General features: G+C 68.7%; 21 protein-coding genes. 14 read left to right on the top strand and 7 right to left on the bottom strand.

The window, feature by feature from the left end; genetic code table 11:
• The first annotated feature begins 10 nt into the window (after positions 1–10).
• Positions 11–1,654, top strand: a complete 1,644-nt coding sequence (locus ACTWP6_RS09195; protein ID WP_443187444.1) for an FAD-binding dehydrogenase — start codon at positions 11–13, stop codon at positions 1,652–1,654.
• 81 nt (positions 1,655–1,735) lie between these two features.
• Here the strand turns inward: ACTWP6_RS09195 and ACTWP6_RS09190 are convergent, their stop codons facing one another.
• The gene (locus ACTWP6_RS09190; RefSeq protein ID WP_260755385.1) at positions 1,736–2,389 is read right to left on the bottom strand and encodes an MBL fold metallo-hydrolase; all 654 of its coding nucleotides are present in this window, start codon (positions 2,387–2,389) and stop codon (positions 1,736–1,738) included.
• 38 nt (positions 2,390–2,427) lie between these two features.
• Between ACTWP6_RS09190 and ACTWP6_RS09185 the strand changes: the two genes are divergently transcribed.
• Genes ACTWP6_RS09185 through purQ form a run of 3 tightly spaced genes read left to right on the top strand, consistent with a single transcriptional unit; the run spans position 2,428 to position 4,048 of the window.
• Positions 2,428–3,099: an ATPase gene (locus ACTWP6_RS09185; RefSeq protein WP_396885331.1), complete on the top strand. Its 672-nt coding sequence runs from the start codon at positions 2,428–2,430 to the stop codon at positions 3,097–3,099.
• A 35-nt stretch (positions 3,100–3,134) separates the two neighbouring features.
• Positions 3,135–3,377 carry a phosphoribosylformylglycinamidine synthase subunit PurS gene (gene purS / locus ACTWP6_RS09180; RefSeq protein ID WP_260755383.1) on the top strand — a complete coding sequence of 81 codons (243 nt, stop codon included), beginning with the start codon at positions 3,135–3,137 and terminating at the stop codon, positions 3,375–3,377.
• Positions 3,374–4,048, top strand: a complete 675-nt coding sequence (gene purQ, locus ACTWP6_RS09175; protein WP_260755382.1) for a phosphoribosylformylglycinamidine synthase subunit PurQ — start codon at positions 3,374–3,376, stop codon at positions 4,046–4,048. Before purS ends, purQ begins: the two co-directional genes overlap by 4 nt.
• 126 nt (positions 4,049–4,174) lie before the next feature.
• On the opposite strand, the gene ACTWP6_RS09170 is transcribed toward purQ, so the two are convergent.
• Both ACTWP6_RS09170 and ACTWP6_RS09165 read right to left on the bottom strand, forming a co-directional pair.
• Complete coding sequence (locus ACTWP6_RS09170; protein WP_260755381.1) at positions 4,175–4,975, bottom strand: family 1 encapsulin nanocompartment shell protein; 801 nt, start codon at positions 4,973–4,975, stop codon at positions 4,175–4,177.
• Positions 4,972–5,997, bottom strand: a complete 1,026-nt coding sequence (locus ACTWP6_RS09165) for a Dyp-type peroxidase (RefSeq protein WP_443187443.1) — start codon at positions 5,995–5,997, stop codon at positions 4,972–4,974. The genes ACTWP6_RS09170 and ACTWP6_RS09165 overlap by 4 nt, the downstream gene beginning before the upstream one ends.
• 50 nt (positions 5,998–6,047) lie before the next feature.
• Here ACTWP6_RS09165 and ACTWP6_RS09160 point away from each other — a divergent pair, with 50 nt between their 5' ends.
• The 7 genes from ACTWP6_RS09160 to purF all read left to right on the top strand — a co-directional run bounded on the left by ACTWP6_RS09160 (position 6,048) and on the right by purF (position 14,490).
• A complete protein-coding gene (locus tag ACTWP6_RS09160; protein ID WP_443187442.1) occupies positions 6,048–7,310 on the top strand; it encodes a M18 family aminopeptidase in 1,263 nt (420 codons plus the stop codon).
• Between the two features lie 14 nt (positions 7,311–7,324).
• Positions 7,325–7,666 carry a VOC family protein gene (locus ACTWP6_RS09155; RefSeq protein ID WP_443187441.1) on the top strand — a complete coding sequence of 114 codons (342 nt, stop codon included), beginning with the start codon at positions 7,325–7,327 and terminating at the stop codon, positions 7,664–7,666.
• Positions 7,667–7,697: 31 nt separating this feature from the next.
• Positions 7,698–10,019 (top strand): phosphoribosylformylglycinamidine synthase subunit PurL, encoded by a 2,322-nt coding sequence (gene purL / locus ACTWP6_RS09150; protein WP_443187440.1) that lies wholly within the window; start codon positions 7,698–7,700, stop codon positions 10,017–10,019.
• 16 nt (positions 10,020–10,035) lie between these two features.
• The gene (locus tag ACTWP6_RS09145) at positions 10,036–11,757 is read left to right on the top strand and encodes an alpha/beta hydrolase (protein ID WP_443187439.1); all 1,722 of its coding nucleotides are present in this window, start codon (positions 10,036–10,038) and stop codon (positions 11,755–11,757) included.
• A complete protein-coding gene (locus tag ACTWP6_RS09140) occupies positions 11,757–12,380 on the top strand; it encodes an Rv0804 family intramembrane glutamic endopeptidase (RefSeq protein WP_443187438.1) in 624 nt (207 codons plus the stop codon). The genes ACTWP6_RS09145 and ACTWP6_RS09140 overlap by 1 nt, the downstream gene beginning before the upstream one ends.
• A 58-nt stretch (positions 12,381–12,438) precedes the next feature.
• Complete coding sequence (locus ACTWP6_RS09135) at positions 12,439–12,831, top strand: sterol carrier family protein (RefSeq protein WP_443187437.1); 393 nt, start codon at positions 12,439–12,441, stop codon at positions 12,829–12,831.
• 123 nt (positions 12,832–12,954) lie between these two features.
• Positions 12,955–14,490, top strand: coding sequence for an amidophosphoribosyltransferase (purF, locus tag ACTWP6_RS09130; RefSeq protein WP_443187436.1), 1,536 nt, complete (start codon positions 12,955–12,957; stop codon positions 14,488–14,490).
• A 29-nt stretch (positions 14,491–14,519) separates the two neighbouring features.
• On the opposite strand, the gene ACTWP6_RS09125 is transcribed toward purF, so the two are convergent.
• Complete coding sequence (locus ACTWP6_RS09125) at positions 14,520–15,500, bottom strand: NAD(P)H-binding protein (RefSeq protein WP_260755374.1); 981 nt, start codon at positions 15,498–15,500, stop codon at positions 14,520–14,522.
• Positions 15,501–15,623: 123 nt separating this feature from the next.
• Here ACTWP6_RS09125 and purM point away from each other — a divergent pair, with 123 nt between their 5' ends.
• Entirely contained in the window at positions 15,624–16,697 is a 1,074-nt protein-coding gene (purM, locus tag ACTWP6_RS09120) for a phosphoribosylformylglycinamidine cyclo-ligase (RefSeq protein ID WP_260755373.1), read from the top strand.
• 27 nt (positions 16,698–16,724) lie between these two features.
• Here purM and ACTWP6_RS09115 read toward each other — a convergent pair whose 3' ends face one another.
• Positions 16,725–16,910: a DUF3073 domain-containing protein gene (locus ACTWP6_RS09115; protein WP_260755372.1), complete on the bottom strand. Its 186-nt coding sequence runs from the start codon at positions 16,908–16,910 to the stop codon at positions 16,725–16,727.
• A gap of 172 nt (positions 16,911–17,082) precedes the next feature.
• On the bottom strand, positions 17,083–18,183 hold the full coding sequence (gene ygfZ / locus ACTWP6_RS09110; protein WP_443187435.1) for a CAF17-like 4Fe-4S cluster assembly/insertion protein YgfZ: 1,101 nt from the start codon (positions 18,181–18,183) through the stop codon (positions 17,083–17,085).
• Between the two features lie 51 nt (positions 18,184–18,234).
• On the opposite strand from ygfZ, the gene ACTWP6_RS09105 reads away from it, so the two are divergent.
• Positions 18,235–19,116, top strand: coding sequence for an aminodeoxychorismate lyase (locus ACTWP6_RS09105; protein ID WP_443187434.1), 882 nt, complete (start codon positions 18,235–18,237; stop codon positions 19,114–19,116).
• Between the two features lie 273 nt (positions 19,117–19,389).
• Positions 19,390–20,250: an ABC transporter substrate-binding protein gene (locus tag ACTWP6_RS09100; protein WP_443187433.1), complete on the top strand. Its 861-nt coding sequence runs from the start codon at positions 19,390–19,392 to the stop codon at positions 20,248–20,250.
• A 262-nt stretch (positions 20,251–20,512) separates the two neighbouring features.
• Here the strand turns inward: ACTWP6_RS09100 and ACTWP6_RS09095 are convergent, their stop codons facing one another.
• Complete coding sequence (locus ACTWP6_RS09095; protein WP_260755367.1) at positions 20,513–21,142, bottom strand: FABP family protein; 630 nt, start codon at positions 21,140–21,142, stop codon at positions 20,513–20,515.
• Between the last annotated feature and the right edge of the window lie 129 nt (positions 21,143–21,271).

Here is a 21,271-nt window from a genome sequence, read left to right as displayed (position 1 = left end):
ATTGGCGTCCATGGCTGACGCTGCTGATGTCATCGTGGTGGGCGCCGGGCTGGCCGGTTTGGTCGCGGCGTGCGAACTGGTCGAGCGTGGGCGGAGCGTGCTGATCGTCGATCAGGAGAATGCGGCCAACATCGGCGGCCAGGCGTATTGGTCCTTTGGTGGGCTGTTCTTCGTCGACAGCCCCGAGCAGCGGCGGATGGGGATCCGGGACAGCCACGAGCTCGCCCTGCAGGACTGGCTCGGCTCGGCCGGATTCGACCGGCCCGAAGACCACTGGCCCCGGCAATGGGCCCACGCCTACGTCGACTTCGCCGCCGGTGAGAAACGCAGCTGGCTGCGTGACCGCGGCCTGCAGACCTTCGCACTGGTCGGTTGGGCCGAGCGCGGCGGTTACGGCGCCAACGGTCACGGCAACTCGGTCCCGCGGTTCCACATCACCTGGGGCACCGGGCCCGCGCTCGTCGACATCTTCGCGCGCCGCCTGGTCGGCGCCCCCAGGCTGCGGTTCGCCCACCGGCACCGGGTGGACGAGTTGATCGTCGAATCCGGCGCGGTGGTGGGGGTGCGCGGAGCCGTGCTGGAGCCCTCGTCGGCGGTGCGCGGCGCAGAATCCTCGCGAAATGTGGTCGGTGACTTCGAATTCCGGGCCCAGGCGGTGATCGTGACCAGTGGCGGGATCGGCGGCAACCACGAACTGGTCCGCAAGTACTGGCCCAAGCGGATGGGGCGGGTGCCCGAGCAGCTGCTCAGCGGGGTGCCCGCGCACGTCGACGGGCGCATGCTGGAGATCTCGGCGACCGCCGGCGCCAGCGTCATCAACAGCGACCGGATGTGGCACTACACGGAAGGCATCACCAACTACGACCCGATCTGGCCGCGGCACGGCATCCGGATACTGCCGGGGCCGTCGTCGCTGTGGCTCGATGCCAATGGCAAACGGCTTCCGGTGCCGCTCTATCCGGGATTCGACACACTGGGCACGCTGGAGTACATCGCGCAGACCGGTCAGGACTACACGTGGTTCGTGTTGAACTCCCGCATCATCGCCAAGGAGTTCGGCTTATCGGGCCAGGAGCAGAATCCCGATCTGACCAACCGCAGTATCCGCGAGGTGCTCGAACGCGGGCGCAAGGGCCCCGCACCGGTGCATGCGTTCGTCGACAAGGGCGTCGACTTCGTCACCGCGACCTCGTTGCGGGAACTGGTGACCAGGATGAACGCGGTTCCCGACGTCGTGCCGCTGGACTTCGACGTGGTCGAGGCCGAGGTCACCGCCCGCGATCGGGAGGTGAGCAACCGGTTCACCAAGGACGGACAGATCACCGCGATCCGCGCCGCCCGCGCCTACCTGCCCGACCGGATCAGTCGGGTCGTGGCTCCGCACCGGCTGACCGACCCGAAGGCGGGCCCGATGATCGCGGTCAAGCTGCACATCCTGACGCGAAAATCGTTGGGCGGGTTGCAGACCGACTTGGAAGCGCGCGCGTTGCGAGGTGACGGCTCGGTGCTGCCCGGACTGTATGCCGCGGGGGAGGCAGCCGGGTTCGGCGGTGGTGGCGTGCACGGCTACCGCTCGCTGGAGGGCACCTTCCTCGGCGGGTGCGTGTTCTCCGGTCGTGCCGCTGGCCGCCACGCCGCGCTGTCGGTCGGATAGGCTCGCACCTCCCGTTCGCGAGCAGACGGAAAGTCGCGCGACACGCCCGCGAATCGTGCGAGTTTGTGTCTGCTCGCAGTGCTAGAAGTCTGTGGCGTTCTCCTGATCGAGCACCTGGAAGTCGGTGTCGGTCATCTCGGAGAGCCGGCCGTAGAAGATCGGGCGGCCGATGGGGTCGATGATCGCCTGGTGGATCGGCACGGCGCGGGCCGGTGCGACCGCGCGCAGATAGTCGACGGCCTCGGAGATCTTCAGCCACGGGGCCGCCGCCGGGGTCGCCAGCACATCCACCGGCTCACCGGGGACGAACAGCGCGTCTCCGGGATGCATCAACTTCGCGGGATGGTCACCGTCACCGACGAGATACGAGATGTTGTCGATGACCGGGATTTCCGGGTGGATCACCGCGTGTCGGCCGCCGGCGCCACGCACCGTCAGATGACCGATCGACAGCTCGTCGCCGGCGTTGACCGCCTGCCAGGACCCGCCGAGCTGGGCGGCCGTCTGCGGGTCGGCGTACAGCGCGGCCTGCGGGTTGGCCTCGATCAGCGCGGGCAACCGTTCGGTGTCGGCGTGGTCAGGGTGCTGGTGGGTGATCAGGATCGCGTCGAGTCCGGTGATGCCCTCGAAGCCGTGCGAGAAGTTCCCCGGATCGAAGAGCACCGTGGTTTGTTCGCCCGAGTCGGTCTCGAAGCTGGCGAGAAGGCATGAATGGCCGAAGTGTGTGAGCTGCATCCCTATATTGTGGCGCTCAGGGGCAGGTTGGGGTGGTGGTGTACGCACGCGTGGTATTGGCACTGGCGGTCGCGGTGTCCGGAATGGTCCTGACACCGGGACAGGGACGGGCGGTGCCGGGGGTGTGCCCGCCGATCTGCGATGCGATCCCCGATGCGGCGTGGATCGAGTCGAGCTCGGTGCCGCTGTACCCGATGTACCGCTGGCCTGGGCTGGCAGGTCTAGCGGTGACGGTGGCTGCCCCTCGGTTCGAGTTCGAGTCGTGGTGTGCCAGCCCGGTGCGTGAGTCCGATCCCCGCGACTACGCCGTGGCCGCGCGGGCCCGTGTGACCAACCCAGCGGGGCAGTGGAACTTGCACGCGCAGGTGTTGCACTGGCGCGGCGACGTCGTCACCGGTGGCCGGACGGCCCTGCAGACACTGGAGTGGGCCCGCATGGCGTTGGCGTCGTGCCACCTGACCGCACCCCAGGTGTCACCATCGCTGACCACCAGCGACGCCATGGACTTGGTCGGCGTGATCAGCGACGTCGGCCGTCGCGTGATGCACACCTATTTCCTCGTCGACCCGGCCAACAGCTCCCTGGTCGAGCTGACGCTGTGGACGACGCTGCCCACCGCGGTCGAGTGGCGAGGCGTGGCATCGGACACGCAGGTGCTCGACGCGATGGCGGTTCCACTCTGCGCCGCCTACGTGGGCTCGTGCCGGTGAAGCGGGGCCGGTGTCGCCGCAGGTAGAGTGTCGCCGTGGCAAAAGTGGTGGTGAACGTCATGCCGAAGACCGAGATCCTGGATCCGCAGGGCCAGGCAATCGTCGGCGCGCTGGGCCGGCTCGGGTTCGACGGGATCTCAGATGTGCGGCAGGGCAAGCGATTCGAGCTGGAGGTCGATGGCGAGATCGATGACGCCAAGCTGGCTGAGATCGCCGAATCGCTGCTCGCCAACACCGTGATCGAAGACTGGACCGTGAGCCGGGAAGACCAGGCATGACCGCCAAAGTGGGGGTCATCACATTCCCCGGCACGCTCGATGACATCGACGCCGCCAGGGCGGTCCGGCTGGCGGGTGGCGAGCCGGTCAGCCTGTGGCACGCCGACGCCGACCTCAAGGGCGTCGACGCTGTCGTCGTCCCCGGCGGCTTCTCCTACGGCGACTATCTGCGAGCCGGCGCCATCGCCAAGTTCGCGCCGGTCATGGGTGAGGTCATCGCGGCCGCCGGTCGTGGCATGCCCGTGCTCGGGATCTGTAACGGCTTCCAGGTGCTGTGCGAAGCCGGTCTGTTGCCGGGAGCGCTGACCCGCAACGCCGGACTGCACTTCATCTGCCGTGACACCTGGCTGGAGGTGGCGTCCAACACCACCGCGTGGACCAGCCGCTATGAACTGGGCGCCGACCTTCTCGTGCCGCTGAAGTCCGGTGAGGGACGCTACGTCGCCGGTGAGAACGTGCTCGACGAACTGGAGGGCGAGGGCCGGGTGGTGTTCCGCTACCGCGAGAACCTCAACGGCTCGATGCGCGGGATCGCCGGCATCAGCTCGGCCAACGGACGCGTCGTCGGCCTGATGCCGCATCCCGAGCACGCCACCGAGGCGTTGACCGGCCCGTCCGACGACGGTCTGGGGATTTTCTACTCGGCACTGGACGCAGTTTTGGTGTCCTGACCCCTTGCCATGGGAGACGCAGTGCGTTGACTCACCCGCGCGAGCGTGCGTGAAATAGCCTGAATTACAGGCGTTTCGCCCGCAGACACGCACGGTCGCGAGAGGAGGGAGGGAGGGGGGACAGGGTTAGCCGGCGCTCAGCGCGACCGAGGCCTCGGCGGTGTAGCACAGGAACGTGAAGGTTTCCTGCAGGTACAGCTGTACGGTCTCGGCATCATGCGACAGGTAGCCGATGCACACGTCGGTGCCCAGCTGCAGATCGAAATCGCCGCCGCGAGTGGACAACACGATCGCGCCGTCGATGGCGGGAGCCCAGATGATGTCGCCGTCGACGAGCCGGTTCAGATGCTCACGCACCGGATATCCGTGCGCGGTCGTCTCGCTCACCTTGGTATAGACGTCGGCCGACAGCAGCACGCTGTACGGTCCATCCACGCCGGCCAACCGCAGTTCCGACAGTGCCTGGCTGATGACATCGGGAATGTCGCGCGGGTCGTCCGGCAGCACCAGATTCGGGCACGAACTCGACCTGCGGATGCCGTTGATGTGCGCAGCCTCGTAACCCTCGAAGATCGCCCGGTCCTCGGCGAACGCCAGCTTTTTGGCGGCCTCCTTGACCGGATCCCAGTCGGAGTCCTGTGAGCCCCGCTCGACGTCGTCGATGTCGATCCGCCTGATGGTGAACGGGACTCGGAGCCGTACCAGCGGTCGGGCGTCGCGCAGGTGGGCGATCACACCGTCGCCCGGCGGTGCGACGTCGAGCAGGTGGCCGGTGCTCACCGCGGCTGTCACCGGTCCGCCCGGCTCACTGACGTCGACCACGCGACGGCCCGCGATGTTCCGCTTGAAGGTGCGCGTGGCCTCCTCCTCGATCTGCGCCCACGCCGCGTCGGTGATCGGAGCCAGGTCCCGGTAGAGGTTGTTCATTGCGGTTGTCCTTTCAGGCTGCCGATCGCGAGTGACCCCGCGTAGCCGGCCGGCGGCACACTGGAGGGCTGCGCGGAGTCCGTCGCCGAATCAGGGAGTGGCGGAGCGTTGTTGAGGAAATCGGTGATCGGCGTGAAGAACATCGAGCCCGTGACGGCCCGCGAGAAATCCAGCACCCGGTCGGTGTTGCCCGGCGGGTCGCCGAGAAACATGTTGCGCAGCATCCGTTCGGTGACCGCGGCGGTGCGCGAGTAACCGATGAAGTACGTGCCGAACTCGCCGGTCCCGACCTCTCCGAACGGCATGTTGTGCCGCACGATTTTGAGTTCGTTGCCTTCTTCGTCCTCGATCACATTCAGCGCCACATGGGAATTGGCGGGTTTGACCGCGTCGTCGAGTTCGATGTCGTCGAGTTTGGTTCGGCCGATCACCCGCTCCTGCTCCTCGGTCGGCAGCGCGTTCCACGCGTCCATCAGGTGCAGGTACTTCTGCACGTGGACGTAGCAGCCGCCCGCGAAGTCAGGGTCCTCGTCTCCGATCTGGGTGGCGCTGTCGGCCAGCGGTCCGTCGGGGTTCTCGGTGCCGTCGACGAACCCGAGCAGGTCCCGGTTGTCGAAGAAGCGGAAGCCGTGGGTCTCGTCGACGACGGAGATCGCACCCATCGCCGGGACCAGTTTGGTCGCCAGCTCGAAGCAGACGTCCATCGTCTCGGCGCGGATGTGGAACAGCAGATCGCCCGGTGTGGACGGGGCGCGGTGCACGCCGCCGTCGAGCGCGATGAACGGATGCAGCTCGGCAGGCCGGGGGCCGCTGAACAACCGGTCCCAGGCGTCCGATCCGATCGAGGTCACCACCGACAGCCGCTTGGCCGGGTCGCGGAATCCGATCGCGCGCACCAGCCCGGCGATGTCGCCCAGCGCGTCGTGCACCGCCTCCTCGCCGCCCTCGTCGATGGTGGCCACCAGAAAGATCGCCGCCGGCGTCAGCGGCGCCAGCACCGGCTGCGGCAGGGGAGCGGGCACGGTTCCACCCTAAATCAAGATCGGCTGGCGTGGTCGACGAAGATGGAAAGATGCCAGCCAGTCCCCAGGGTCTCTGTGAGTTCATCGACGCGGCACCGTCGCCGTTCCATGCCTGCCGCACGGCTGCGGACCGGTTGCTCGCCGCCGGCTTCACCGAGCTCGCAGAAAGCGACCCGTGGCCCGCCGCCGGTGACCACTTCACGGTGCGCGCCGGATCACTGATCGCGTGGCGGTCTCCCGAAGACGACACCGCCCTGCCGTTTCGAATCGTCGGCGCCCACACCGACAGCCCCAACCTGAGGGTCAAACAGCACCCCGATCGGTACGTCTCGGGCTGGCAGGTGGTCGCGCTGCAGCCCTACGGCGGCGCCTGGCTGAACTCCTGGCTCGACCGCGACCTCGGCATCAGCGGGCGGTTGTCGGTCCGCGACGGCAACGCGGTCCGGCACACCCTGGTCCGGATCGATGAGCCCATTCTTCGGGTGCCGCAGCTGGCCATCCACCTGTCCGAGGACCGTAAGGGCGTCGAGCTCAATCCGCAGCGGCACGTCAACGCCGTATGGGGGACGGGAACCGGTGCGCGATCGTTCCTCGACTACGTCGCCGACCACGCAGGCGTCGCCGGTGACGACGTGCTGGGCTTCGACCTGATGACCCACGACCTCACCCCGTCCCGGCTGACCGGGGCCGCGGCCGACCTCGTCAGCGCGCCGCGCCTGGACAACCAAGCCACCTGCTACGCCGGGCTGGAGGCGTTCCTGGGAGCCGGCCGCGACGCCGGCGTCGTGCCCGTGCTGGTGCTCTTCGACCACGAGGAGGTCGGTTCACAGTCCGACCACGGTGCCCAGTCGGAGCTGCTGCTGACCGTGCTGGAGCGCATCACACTGGCCGCAGGTGGGGGCCGCGAGGACTTCCTGCGGCGGTTGCCCACCTCGATGGTGGCGTCGGGTGACATGGCCCACGCCACCCACCCCAACTACCCGGACCGCCACGAGCCCGGGCACCTGATCGAGGTGAACGCGGGCCCGGTGCTGAAGGTGCAGCCCAACCTGCGTTACGCCACCGATGGCCGGACCGCCGCGGCCTTCGCGCTGGCCTGCGCGCAGGCCGGGGTGAACCTGCAGCGCTACGAACACCGCGCCGACCTGCCCTGTGGATCCACCATCGGGCCGATGACCGCGGCCAACACCGGGATCCCGACCGTCGACGTCGGCGCCGCGCAGCTGGCGATGCATTCGGCGCGCGAGGTGATGGGCGCCGCTGATGTCGCCGACTATTCCGCGGCACTTCAGGCGTTTCTGTCACCGGGCTGAACTACCGTCGAGCCATGCCACTGAAAACTGAGATGGTGACGTTCGACTGCACGGATCCCGACACCCTCGCCGACTGGTGGTCCAGGGCCGCCGGAGGCAAGGTGAACGCCGTCGCTCCAGGCGAATTCGTGATGGTGGTCCGTGACGGTGAGGCCAACCTGGGCTTTCAGCGGGTGCCGGACCCGACGCCGGGCAAGAACAAGGTGCACCTGGATTTTCACGCCCAGGACCGTGAAGCCGAGGTGGCCCGGCTCGTCGCACTCGGCGCCACCGAGACCGGGCGGAACAACTTCGGACCCGAGTTCGAGTGGGTGGTGTTGGCCGACCCGGAGGGCAACGCGTTCTGTGTGGCCTGAGTCGCATGACGGTGCTGGCTAGACTGGCGCGGTGACGTCTGGGTTGACCCAAGAGGTAGATACCGTCGAGCGGGCCGCCGCCACTCCCGACCAGCCCCAGCCCTTCCGGGAACTCGGGCTCAAGGACGACGAGTACGAGCGGATCCGTCAGATCCTCGGTCGCCGTCCCACCGATGCCGAGCTGGCGATGTACTCGGTGATGTGGAGTGAGCACTGCTCGTACAAGTCCTCCAAGGTGCACCTGCGCTACTTCGGGGAGACCACCACCGAGAAGATGCGCGAGACCATGCTGGCCGGCATCGGAGAGAATGCCGGCGTCGTCGACATCGGTGACGGCTGGGCGGCCACCTTCAAGGTGGAGTCGCACAACCACCCGTCCTACGTCGAGCCGTATCAGGGCGCGGCGACCGGCGTCGGCGGCATCGTGCGCGACATCATGGCGATGGGCGCCCGCCCGGTCGCGGTCATGGACCAGCTGCGCTTCGGCGCGGCCGACGCTCCCGACACCCGTCGCGTCCTGGACGGCGTGGTGCGTGGTGTCGGCGGCTACGGAAACTCGCTGGGGCTGCCGAACATCGGCGGCGAGACGATCTTCGACGCCAGCTACGCCGGCAACCCACTGGTCAACGCGCTGTGCGTCGGCGTGCTGCGCAAAGAAGACCTCAAACTGGCGTTCGCGTCCGGCGCCGGCAACAAGATCATCCTCTTCGGCGCCCGCACCGGCCTCGACGGCATCGGCGGCGTGTCGGTGCTGGCGTCGGAAACCTTCGGGGGCGACGAGTCGGGCAGTGCCGGCAGGAAGAAGCTGCCGAGTGTGCAGGTCGGTGATCCGTTCACCGAGAAGGTGCTCATCGAGTGCTGCCTGGAGCTCTACGCCGACGACCTGGTGGTCGGCATCCAGGACCTCGGCGGTGCCGGATTGTCCTGCGCCACTTCCGAACTCGCCTCCGCCGGCGACGGCGGCATGCGGGTCGAGCTGGACCGGGTGCCACTGCGGGCGGCCAACATGACCCCGGCGGAGATCCTGTCCAGCGAGTCGCAGGAGCGCATGTGCGCGGTGGTCACGCCCGAGAACGTCGACGCGTTCATGGCGGTGTGCCGCAAGTGGGACGTGCTCGCCACCGTGATCGGTGAGGTCACCGACAGCGGACGGCTGGAGATCACCTGGCACGGCCAGACCGTCGTCGACGTGCCCCCACGCACCGTCGCCCACGAGGGCCCGGTCTATGAGCGCCCGGTGCAGCGGCCCGACAGCCAGGACGCGCTCGTCGCCGACACCTCGGCGTCGCTGAAACGGCCGGTTACCGGAGACGAACTGCGGGACACGCTGCTGCAGCTGGTGGGAAGCCCGCACCTGTGCAGTCGCGCGTTCATCACCGAGCAGTACGACCGCTACGTGCGCGGCAACACCGTGCTCGCCGAACACGCCGACGGCGGCGTGCTGCGCGTCGACGAACAGACCGGCCGGGGAATCGCGATCTCCACCGACGCGTCCGGTCGCTACACCGCGCTCGACCCCTACGCCGGCGCGCAGCTCGCACTCGCCGAGGCCTACCGCAACGTCGCAGTCACCGGCGCCACCCCGGTCGCGGTGACCAACTGCCTGAACTTCGGTTCCCCCGAAGATCCCGGCGTGATGTGGCAGTTCTCCCAGGCTGTCCGTGGACTCGCCGACGGCGCTGCCGCCCTTGGTATTCCGGTGACCGGCGGCAACGTCAGCTTCTACAACCAGACCGGCAGCACCGCGATCCTGCCCACCCCGGTCGTCGGTGTGCTCGGTGTCATCGACGACGTCAAGCGCCGCATCCCCACCGGGTTCGGCAACGAACCGGGGGAGACGCTGATCCTGCTCGGCGACACCCACGACGAATTCGACGGATCGATCTGGGCCGAGGTGACCGCGGGCCACCTGGGCGGGGTGCCGCCGAAGGTGGATCTGGACCGTGAACGTCTGCTCGCCGAGGTGCTCACCGCGGGCTCGCGCGACGGTCTGATCTCCGCGGCGCACGACCTGTCCGAAGGCGGCTTGATCCAAGCTGTGGTCGAAGCGGCGCTGGCCGGCGAAACCGGTTGCCGCATCGTGCTTCCCGAAGGCTGGCAAGAAGGTACGGCGCCGTTCGTCTTCTTGTTCTCCGAATCGGCGGGCCGGGCGCTGGTCGCCGTGCCCCGCACCGAGGAGAGCCGGTTCACGGCCATGTGCGAGGCCCGCGGGCTGCCCGCCACCCGCATCGGCGTGGTCGATCAGGGTCCCGAGGGCAGCGAACCGGCCGTCGAGGTGCAGGGCCAGTTCACGGTGACGCTCGGCGAGTTGCGGCGCACGTCGGAGGGCGTGCTGCCCGGGCTGTTCGGGTGACGGGCCCAGATTTCGGGTGACGGACGCAGATGCCGAGAAAAACCCCGCGTATCTGTGGGCGTGGCGAGTGCTACGCCTGGACTTCACCGGCGTCGCGTTCGGAGCATTGTTCTTCTGCCTGTCGCTGACGCCGTCGTTGTTGCCCCGGGACTGGTTGTTCCAGGGGCTGATCGGTGGCCTGAACGCCGCGATCGGCTACGGCATCGGCGTGTTCGTCGCGAAGATGATCCGACGCTTCGTGCTGGCCAACCGTCCGTGGTGGCCGCCGCCGCGCCGGGTGTCCTCGACGCTGAAGATCCTGACCGTCGCCGTTTCCTTCGGTGCCTGCGTGCTGATGGTCATCCCCGCGGCGGCGTGGCAACGCCAGGTGTCGGCGCTGATGGGACTGGAAGGGCCGGCGACGTCGAGCTATCTGCGCACCCTTCTGCTGGCCGCGGTGATCGGCGGTCTCTGTGTGGCGGTGGCCCGGGTGCTGCTCGACCTCATCAAGTCCATGGCCCGGTATCTCATCCGGCGCTGGCGACTGTCCGACGAGATCGCGTTGTTCATCGGCACCGCGGTCGTGGTGGTGTTGGTGATCACCCTCGTCAACGGCGTGCTGCTGCGCGGGTTCCTGGCCGGCGCCAACCGGATCTTCCAGCCGCAGAACTCCACCACCGCCGACGGGGTGACTCAGCCGGAACGCCCCGAAAGATCCGGTAGCCCCGGATCTTTCGCCGCATGGGACACCCTTGGTTACCAAGGCCGCAGTTTCGTCGGCGGCGGAGCGGACGCCGACGAGCTGTCCCGCATCAACGGCAGGCCGGCGCGGGAACCGGTGCGGGTCTACGTCGGTCTGCAGACCGCCGACACCGATGAAGCGCGGATGGCCGTGCTGCTCAGCGAACTCGAACGCACGCGAGCGTTCGACCGTGAGGTACTCGTCCTCGCGCCGACTACCGGGACGGGCTGGATCAATCCGATCGCGGCGGAGTCGCTGGAGATGATGTACAACGGCGACACCGCGATCGTCGGATCCCAGTATTCCTATCTGCCCAGCTGGATCTCTTTCGTCGGCGATCAGCAGAAGTCGATGCACGCGGGACGGCTGATGATCGACGCCGTCCAGCAGCGTTGGGCCGAACTGCCCCCCGACCGGCGCCCCCGGCTGCTGCTCTACGGCGAGAGCCTGGGCTCGATGGCAGGGCAGGGCGCGTTCGGCTGGCTGCCCGACATCTCGCGGATGGGATTCTCGTCGGTGCTGTGGGTCGGTCCGCCCAACGCCAGCCCGCTGTGGCGTGGCATCACCGTCCGTCGCGACCCCGGCACACCCGAAGTGGAGCCGCGGTACGACAACGGGCGCACGGTGCGGTTCTCACAGGGCAATGATGCCGCGCGGATCGCCGCCGATGCGGCGCCGCCGTGGGAGGGCACCCGCGTGCTGTTCCTGCAACACTCGTCCGACCCCGTCGTCTGGTGGTCGGACGAGTTGCTGTTCACCCGTCCGGACTGGCTCTCGGAACCGCCGGGCCGGGACCGCACCGCCTCCATGCGGTGGTATCCGATCATCACGTTCTGGCAGGTGGCCGCCGACATGACCAATGCCGCCTCGGCGCCGGCCGGTCACGGACACAACTATGGGGACTACATCCTCGACGGCTGGGCGGCCGTCGCGCCGCCGCCCGGCTGGACCTCGGCGGACACCGACCGGATCCGGCCCGCGCTGAAGGAGTCCGAGTCCGAGACCGGGGACGCCTAGTGCGGAGCGGTGTGCGCGCCGCGGCCGCCGCCGGGGTCCTGCTCGTCTGGAGCGCGGTAGCGCCACGGATCCCCCCGCGCTGGAATCCCTTGCCCCAGGCGGCCTTCGGGGTAGCCGTCGCCATGCTGGGCAAGGCCCCACTGGGGTTGCGGCCGCCCGCACTGCGGGAGGGCTTACGGTGGGGGAGTGCGGCCGCGGTGCCGGTGGCGCTGACGGTCGCGGCGTCGACGGTGTCGCCCGCGGTGCGGGCGGGCATGGCCGGTCGGGAACTGCCCGCGCCGGCCGCGCCCTGGCTGCTGATGCGCATCCCGTTCGGCACGGTGTGGTCCGAGGAGGTCGCGTTCCGGGCAGCGTTGGGCGCGGCCGCTGAGCAGGCCTACGGCAGGGTCGGCGGACAGGTGTTCGCCGCCGTGGTTTTCGGACTGTCCCATATCCCCGACGCCCGTGCCGCGAAGGAGCCGCTGCTCGGCACGGTGCTGGTCACCGGCGCCGCCGGATGGGTCTTCTCGTGGCTCTACGCGAAGTCCGGCAGTGTGGTCGCCCCGATGTTGGCGCACCTGGCCGTCAACGAAGCCGGGGCTGTCGCGGCGCTCGCCGTCCAACGGCGATCCACGCGGAGCTGACCATGAGGCTGAACGCAGGCGGCCGTCCGCGGGCGGCACGGCTTTGAGACGCTTGGGTATGGCCGCCCGACGCAGCGTCGATCCCGCGACGACCCGCGCCGCGGTGGCCGCGGTCCATGGATGGCTGCGCGACGAGAACTCGCCCGCCCCGGACCGCGCCCAGCTCGCCGACGCGGTGCGCACCACCGCGCGGACACTGGCCGCTGTCGCACCCGGATCAGCCGTCGAAGTCCGGGTTCCGCCGTTCGTCGCCGTGCAGTGCATCGCAGGTCCGACACACACTCGTGGCAATCCGCCCAACGTCGTCGAGACCGATGCACGGACGTGGCTGCTGCTCGCGACCGGCTTGCTGTCGGTGGAGGATGCCGCCGCGGCGGGCGCGCTGCAGATGTCCGGATCGCGCGCCGCCGAGATCGCCGCGGCGCTGCCGTTGGTGACGATTGCCGGCTGATGGAATGCCCGAACCGCGAATCCCCGTTGTTCCCTGTACACATCGTCGCCGGATTCCGCGATTTGCCTGCGCGCCCCGTAGACTGGCCGACGTCACCCCCAGCCCCCAGGGAGCAGCCTGATTGTGACCGCCGAGACGCTTGAAAACGAGCCGAAGGAAGAGTGCGGAGTATTCGGGGTCTGGGCCCCCGGCGAGGAAGTGGCAAAGCTCACTTACTACGGCCTGTATGCGCTGCAGCATAGAGGCCAGGAAGCCGCGGGTATCGCGGTCGCCGACGGCTCGCAGGTGCTGGTGTTCAAGGACCTCGGGCTGGTCAGCCAGGTCTTCGACGAGCAAACGCTCGCGGCGATGCAAGGTCACGTCGCGATCGGCCACTGCCGCTACTCCACCACCGGCTCCACCACATGGGAGAACGCCCAGCCGGTGTTCCGTAACACCGCGGCGGGCACCGGGGTCGCGCTCGGGCATAACGGCAACCTGGTCAACACCGCCGAACTGGCGGCCCGGGCCCGCGACGAAGGGCTGATGAGCAACCGCGGCGCCGCCACCGCCACCACCGATTCCGACATCCTGGGCGCGCTGCTCGCCCACGGCGCGGCGGACTCCTCGCTCGAACAGGCCGCGCTGGAACTTCTGCCGACCGTTCGCGGGGCGTTCTGCCTGACCTTCATGGACGAGAACACCCTCTATGCCGCGCGCGACCCGTACGGTGTGCGGCCCTTGTCTCTCGGCCGGCTCGACCGCGGCTGGGTCGTGGCCTCCGAGACCGCAGCCCTCGACATCGTCGGCGCGTCGTTCGTCCGTGACATCGAACCGGGCGAACTGCTCGCGATCGACGCCGACGGGGTGCGCTCCAGTCGGTTCGCCCCGCCCTCCCCGAAAGGGTGTGTGTTCGAGTACGTCTACCTCGCCCGTCCCGACAGCACGATCGGCGGCCGCTCGGTGCACGCCACCCGCGTCGACATCGGCCGTCGGTTGGCCCGGGAGAAGCCGGTCGACGCCGACCTGGTGATCGGCGTCCCTGAATCGGGCACCCCGGCCGCGGTCGGGTACGCCCAGGAATCCGGAATCCCGTTCGGCCAGGGCCTGATGAAGAACGCTTACGTGGGCCGCACCTTCATCCAGCCTTCGCAGACCATCCGGCAGCTCGGCATCCGGCTCAAGCTCAACCCGCTCAAAGAAGTGATTCGCGGCAAGCGGCTGATCGTCGTCGACGACTCGATAGTGCGCGGCAATACCCAGCGCGCGCTGATCCGGATGCTGCGCGAGGCCGGAGCGCTCGAGGTGCACGTCCGGATCGCGTCACCGCCGGTGAAATGGCCGTGTTTCTACGGCATCGACTTCGCCACCCCCGCAGAGCTGATCGCCAACGCCTCCAACGCCGAAGCCGACGAAGACGAGATGCTCGAAGCGGTGCGTCACGCGATCGGGGCCGACTCGCTGGCCTACATCTCCCAGCAGGGCATGATCGCCGCCACCGAGCAGCCCGCGTCACGGCTGTGTTCGGCGTGCTTCGACGGCAACTACCCGATCGAGCTGCCCGGCGAGACCGCGCTCGGTAAGAACGTCATCGAGCACATGCTCGCCACCGCCGCGCGTAACGGAATCCCGCTGCAGTCGGCCGACAACGACAACGCCTCGGCGCTTCGGCGTCCTTGACGCCTCCGGCGTCGTGGCGTCCCTGACCGTTACTGCCCCGCCGCGGGACTGAACCTCAACAGGTGCCGCCTGCCGCCCTTGGCGGCGGTGCCGTCCTGTTCCAGTGCGGTCCCGACCGCGTCGCGGTATCCGGTCAGCCCTCCCGGCGGCGGCGGGATCACCGAATCGATGTCGTGGTCGTGCATCACCGCGTCGCACTCCAACGATTCGACCAGCGGCCGTGCCAGGCCCGACGGAATGGGAGTCACCAGCCCCACCCAGCGGCTGGCCAGGGTCGGCGTCAGCCATGGCAGCACCACGAACCGTCGGGGGTGCAGGCCTGCGATATCGGCATACACCTGCATGGCGTCGCCGTACTCGAGCACATCCGGCCCGCCGATGTCCCACGTGCGTGACTTCGGTACCGCCGCGGTCGCGGCTTCCACCAGGTAGTACAGGGCGTCGTCGATCGAGATGGGCTGGATCTTGTTGTGCACCCACTTCGGCGTCGTCATCACCGGCAGCCGGTCGGTGAGATGGCGGATCATCTCAAACGATGCCGAGCCCGACCCGATCACGATGCCTGCCTGCAGCACCACGGTCTCGACGCCAGAGTCGATCAGGATGTCACCGACCTCGGTGCGAGACGCCAGATGTCGCGACAGGTCGACGCCCTCGGGGTGCAGCCCGCTCAGGTACACCACCCGCCGGACCCCGGCCTTCTTCGCCGCGTCCACGACGTTACGAGCCGACTGGGCCTCCTCGGCAACGAAGTCCTTGGACGTTCCCATCGAGTGCACCAGGTAGTAGACGACGTCGGTGTCCTCGAACGCCTCGGCCAGTGAGCCCGGGTCGGTCAGATCCCCGCGTACCACCTCGGCACGGTCGCGCCACTCGGCGCGATCCAGCTTCCCGGGCGTGCGCGCCATGGCGCGCACGGTGTGGCCGCGGTCGAGGAGCCGCGGGATCAGAAGGCCACCGATGTAACCGGTCGCCCCCGTGACGAGGCAGCGGACATGCTCAGCAGGCATGGCGCCGGGATGACCGCTTCCGGTCCGCGGCAAACCCAAGATCACACTTTCCGGGCACCACGGAGCCCCTCCAACCGAGACTGGCAGCGATTTGCCGGGTCCACGCGGGTAGCCTTGCATCCGATGACCGAGCGCGCCGAACAACACGGCATTTCCTATGCGTCGGCAGGTGTGGACATCGAAGCCGGTGACCGCGCCGTCGAACTCTTCAAGCCTCTCGCCAAGAAGGCCACCAGGCCCGAGGTGCGAGGTGGCCTGGGCGGCTTCGCCGGAATGTTCGCCCTACGCGGCGGCTACCGTGAGCCGGTGCTGGCCTCGTCGACCGACGGAGTCGGCACCAAACTGGCCGTCGCCCAGGCGATGGACAAGCACGACACGGTGGGCATCGACCTCGTCGCGATGGTGGTCGACGATCTCGTCGTGTGCGGTGCGGAGCCACTGTTTCTGCAGGACTACATCGCCGTCGGGCGAACGGTGCCCGAGCGGGTCGCCGAGCTGGTGTCCGGCATCGCTGACGGCTGTGTGCTCGCCGGATGTGCGCTGCTCGGCGGCGAGACCGCAGAGCACCCCGGGCTGATGGCCCCCGATCACTACGACATCTCCGCGACCGGCATCGGCGTCGTCGAGGCCGACGACGTCCTCGGGCCCGACCGGGTCAGGCCGGGCGACGTGGTCATCGCGATGGCCTCCACAGGTCTGCACTCCAACGGCTACTCGTTGGCCCGGCACGTGCTCCTGGAGATCGATCACATGAACCTCGCCGGCCACGTCGAGGAGTTCGGCCGCACGCTCGGCGAGGAACTGCTCGAACCCACCCGGATCTACGCCAAGGACTGCCTCGCGCTCGCCGCCGAGACCCAGGTGCGGACGTTCTGCCACGTCACCGGCGGCGGACTGGCCGGCAACCTCGAGCGTGTCATCCCGCACGGGTTGATGGCCGAACTCGACCGGGGTACTTGGACGCCGGCACCGGTGTTCGGGATGATCGCCCAGCGCGGCCGCATCGAGCGGGCCGAAATGGAGAAAACCTTCAACATGGGCGTCGGGATGGTGGCTGTCGTCGCGCCGGAGGACACCGATCGCGCGCTGGCCGTCCTGACTGCTCGTCACCTGGACTGCTGGACCCTCGGAACCATCAAGAAGGGCGGCAAGGAGGGGCCGCGAGCTACGCTCGTGGGCCAGCACCCCAGGTTCTGACGCTCCCCGAACAGGGGACCGGCGGACTCAGCGTCGCCAGTCGTCCTCGTCGGCCCAGCCGTCATCGGACAGCGTGTCGCTGCCGTTGAGGCGGTCGTTGTCGGGAGCGTTCGACAGCTCGCGCTGAAGCCGCTCGAAATCGGTTTGGGGTGAGCTGTATTTCAGTTCACGTGCAACCTTGGTCTGCTTTGCCTTTGCCCGGCCGCGGCCCATGGGGGAACCCCCTCGCGCAATAACGGAGCGGCCCAATTACTAGGCGGCTCCGATCTGAGTGTGTCTATTGTCCTGCGGTCAGCTTACCGTGCTTCACGCCGTGGCGCTGGCAGGCCCTGAGTGAGCGCCGTCATTCGCGCGTGTCAGGCCTTGACGGCTCCTCGCGTCCGCTTCACCTTGACGGCTCCTCGCGTCCGCCGGCGCGCAACCGTTCCACCGCCAGCCGACCCGCACCCACCGCGTCACCGGACGGCACGGAGTCCGGGTCGATGGTCACGGCGACCTGGACGTCCCCTCCGGTGGTCAGCGGGGTGTCGGCCGGCAGGCCGCGTTTGAGCAGGGCCAGCGCGATCACACCCTCGTCGACGTGGTCGACCACGGTGCCCAGGCGGCCCACGGCACGGCCGCCGGCCAGCAGCGGGTCTCCGGTGGAGGGCCGGTCGACGGAGCCGTCGAGATGGAGCACGACGAGCATCCGGGGCGGTTTGCCCAGGTTGTGAACCCGGGCCACGGTCTCCTGGCCCCGGTAACAGCCCTTGTCGAGGTGCACGGCACCGACGCCGGGACCCCCGATCCAGCCCACTTCATGTGGGATCGTGCGCTCATCTGTGTCGACGCCGAGACGCGGACGTCGGGCGGCCACCCGATGAGCCTCGTAGGCCCACACACCGGCTGGACGGATCCCGGCGGCGACCAGCTTGTCGCGCCACGCGGGCAGCTCGCTACGCGGCACCACGACGTCGACCTCGACCGTCGCACTCGGCAGTCGCCGGACGAAGCCGCCGCCCGGCAACTCGACCGCGGTGGCCTCGGCGGGCAGTTCCGTCAGCCCGAGCACCGCCAGCACGGCGGGATCGGTGAGAGCGGGGCCGATCAGCGACAACACCCCGAGATCAGCCGGCTCGACGACCACGTCGGCCCAGAAGATCATCTTGTGCAGGAAGACGCGCAACGGTTCGCCGCGCCACGGTTCGGTGTCGATCACGGTGCGCCCGGCGAGCTGAGTCTGCACCCAGTGATCTTCCACACGCCCCTGCCCGTCGAGGCTCAGGTTCTCGGTCACCGCGCCGTCGGGGAGTTCACCGACGTGCTGGCTGGAGATGGTGTGCAGCCAGGACTTCCGTTCGGACCCGGTGAGCGTCATCACCGCGCGATGCGACCGGTCGATCACGATGGCGCCGTCAGCGGCGGCGCGCTGTTCGCCGAGCGGGTCGCCGTAGTGCCAGACGGCGCCGGCGTCGGGTCCTGTGTCGGGAGCGGGAACGGCGGACATGACCCAACTGTACGAGTCACCGGTAGCGGAGCGCGGCTACGCTGATGCCCCATGGCTGACCATCCGGGCGTCGTCGTCACCCTCGACGGGCAGCTGCACGATGCGCAGGCTCCGCTGCTTCACGCCGACGACCTCGCCGCGGTGCGCGGCGACGGCATCTTCGAGACGTTGCTGGTGCGCGAGGGCGGCCCGTGCCTGCTCGACGCCCACCTGAACCGGCTGGCGCACTCCGCGCGACTGCTCGACTTGCCCGAACCCGACGCCGCGCAATGGCGGACCGCGGTGGGCATCGCCGTGGACACCTGGCTCGCAGGGACCGCCGACGAGGGAGTGCTGCGGCTGGTGTACAGCCGGGGCCGCGAACACGGATCCGTTCCCACGGCCTACGCCACGATCGGCCCGGTGCCGGCGCGGGTCGCCAAGGTGCGTCGTGACGGCGTGGCGGCGATGACACTGCAACGCAGCCTGCCGGCCGAGGGCATCGACGAGATGCCGTGGCTGCTGGCCGGCGCCAAGACACTGTCCTATGCGGTGAACATGGCGGCGCTGCGGCACGCTGAGCGGCACGGGGCCGGTGACGTGATCTTCGTCAGCATCGACGGGCACGTCTTGGAGGGGCCACGTTCGACTGTCGTCATCGCGACGACGTCACCGGACGGCAAAACCTGCCTGCTCACCCCGCCCCCGTGGTATCCGATCCTGCGCGGCACCACCCAGCAGGCGCTGTTCGACGTCGCCCGCAACAAGGGCTACGACTGCGATTACCAGGCCCTTCGCCCCGCTGATCTTGTTGCCGCCCAAGGAGTCTGGCTGGTGTCCAGCATCACGCTGGCGGCACGGGTGCACACCCTCGACGGTGAGTTCCTGCCCGCGGCTCCGCTCGCCGACGAGATATCGGCGTTGGTCGACGCCGCCATACTCAGCGATCGCTGAGCGCTAAATCGGTTGTCGCCCACGCCAACCCCGAGTACGGTCGCCTGTACACAGGGAAGGAGGTGGTCCGACAAATTGAGTGACATATGGACATGTGAGGTGGCTGCGAGCTAGCAGCGCCGGGAAGCGCTTCACGCACCTGTGCGCGCTGGCGAATTCCCCGCAGTCACCCGGCCCCCGAGCCCCTAGGTCTTGTCCGACCCAGGAACAACGGCTCGGGGGCCGCTCCATGTCGGTACCTGCAGAAAATTCAAGATCTGCAATGATTCGGCTATGTTCCGGGCCCCCTTCGTCGGCCGCAGGACGGTGGCTCTGACGCTCGTCGCGCTGACCGTCCCGGCATGTGCGCCTCCGGTCGCCGTCACCGCGCCGACTCTGGACGCGCGCAAATGCACCAAGGATGCGCTGTCCACCCTGTATCCGGGGATCCTCACCTTCGGCGCCGACCAGCCCGTCTACCCGCCTTGGTACATGGGCGACGACCCGGCCAACGGGGAGGGCTTCGAAGCCGCCCTCGCCTACGCGATCGCCGGGAAACTCCACTACACCCCCGACGACGTGCGCTGGGTGCGGGTCCCGTTCAACGCCGCCTTGGCGCCGGGCGCCAAGTCGTTCGACGTGAACCTCTCCCAGTTCTCCATCACCGAGCAGCGCCGGGCCGCGGTGGATTTCTCGACGCCGTATTTCAACGTCACCCAGGCGGTCGTGACGGTGCGCAGTTCCCCGGCCGCCGGCGTTACCACCCTCGACGGCCTCCGTCCGCTGCGGCTCGGCGCCGAGGTCGGCAGCACCGGCCACACCGCCGCGACCGAGTTGGGCCACCCCGTCGCGGTGCAGGCCTACCGCACCACCGCCGCGGCCAAGATGGCACTGGTGGAAGGGGAGATCGACGCGTTAGTCGTCGATCTACCAACGGGATTCGCGTTGGCATACGAACTCCCGGGCGGTGTTCTCGTCGGTCAACTGCACAACCCGGGCAACGACATCGAGCAATTCGGGGTCGTCCTTGCGCATGGCAGTCCGCTGACGCGGTGCGTGTCATGGGCCGTCGATGAACTCCGCGAAGACGGCACACTCGACCGGCTGGATCATCGGTGGCTGGCCGGGGCGGGACGTGCGACCGTATTGAACTAGCCGGCGGGACCGGGTGCCAGTTGCGAGCACTCCGCCATCGCCACCTCCCAGGTGGCTCGGTCGATCCCGGGGGGCGGTTCGGACGTCGGCCCTGGAGGGGCCGGCACCCCGTGCTGGCTCAGGCAGTAAGCGAACGAACCATGACCCACGCTCGGCACCGCGGAGCTCGGCGTCGACGGCGCAGGAGAATCCGCAGGCGCCGCGCACGCGGCCAGCACCGCACCCGCGGCCGTGATCACCGTAACGGCCATGACGCGTCGCACTAGCCGATAAACCTCGACAGCCGCGCGGACAGATGGGGAACCAGGCCGCCGTCGGCGTCGACGCGCTCCTCCACGTACGCCAGGTCGCCGCCCTCGATGATCCCGTAGAGGCGCTTGGCGCCGCCCACGAGCATGCCGGACTTGCTGCGTGCCAGCGCGTCGGTGACCAGCTCCCAGGACGACTGATTCAGCGGACGGCCGTAGAACAACTCGATGTAGCCGGCCGAGTGCGCCAGCAGCAGCTCGATGGCCTGCGACTCCTCGGGATCGGCGGGATCGGTGACGAAGCGCCAGAACCCGGTCTCACGCAGACCTGGCCGCTCGTACTCACCGTCCTGGGTCAATCGCCACGAGCGGGCTTCCCAGTTGAGGTAGTCGCCGCCGTCGTGAGAGACCACGATCTGCTGGCCGAAGCGGTAGTCGCCGTGCGCACCACGACCTTCGCCCTCACCGCGCCACACCCCGACCAACGGCAGCAGGGCCAGCAGGGAATCGTCGAGGTCGGCACCCTCCCGGAGGTTGGCAGTGTCAGCGGGCAACGGAAGATCACCGAACGCCGGGATGTTGCGGGCGGCGGTCACCCTGGCCCGTTCGGCGGCAGCGGCGACAGCCTCGTCGCCGGAAGTCATTTCGTCGTCCGCCCGGTCGGTGTCACGACTCGTCGGTGACGAGGCGGTACACCGCGTACAGCGCGAACCACGTAATCACCACAACGGCCGCGACGAGAAGGAGTTCGAAGAAGAGCACCACGCCGCAAA

This window comes from Mycobacterium sp. 4D054 (assembly GCF_052245755.1).
Taxonomy (GTDB): Bacteria; Actinomycetota; Actinomycetes; order Mycobacteriales; family Mycobacteriaceae; genus Mycobacterium.
Note: the sequence above shows the minus strand (reverse complement) of the source record. Positions and strands in the feature narration are given on the sequence as shown.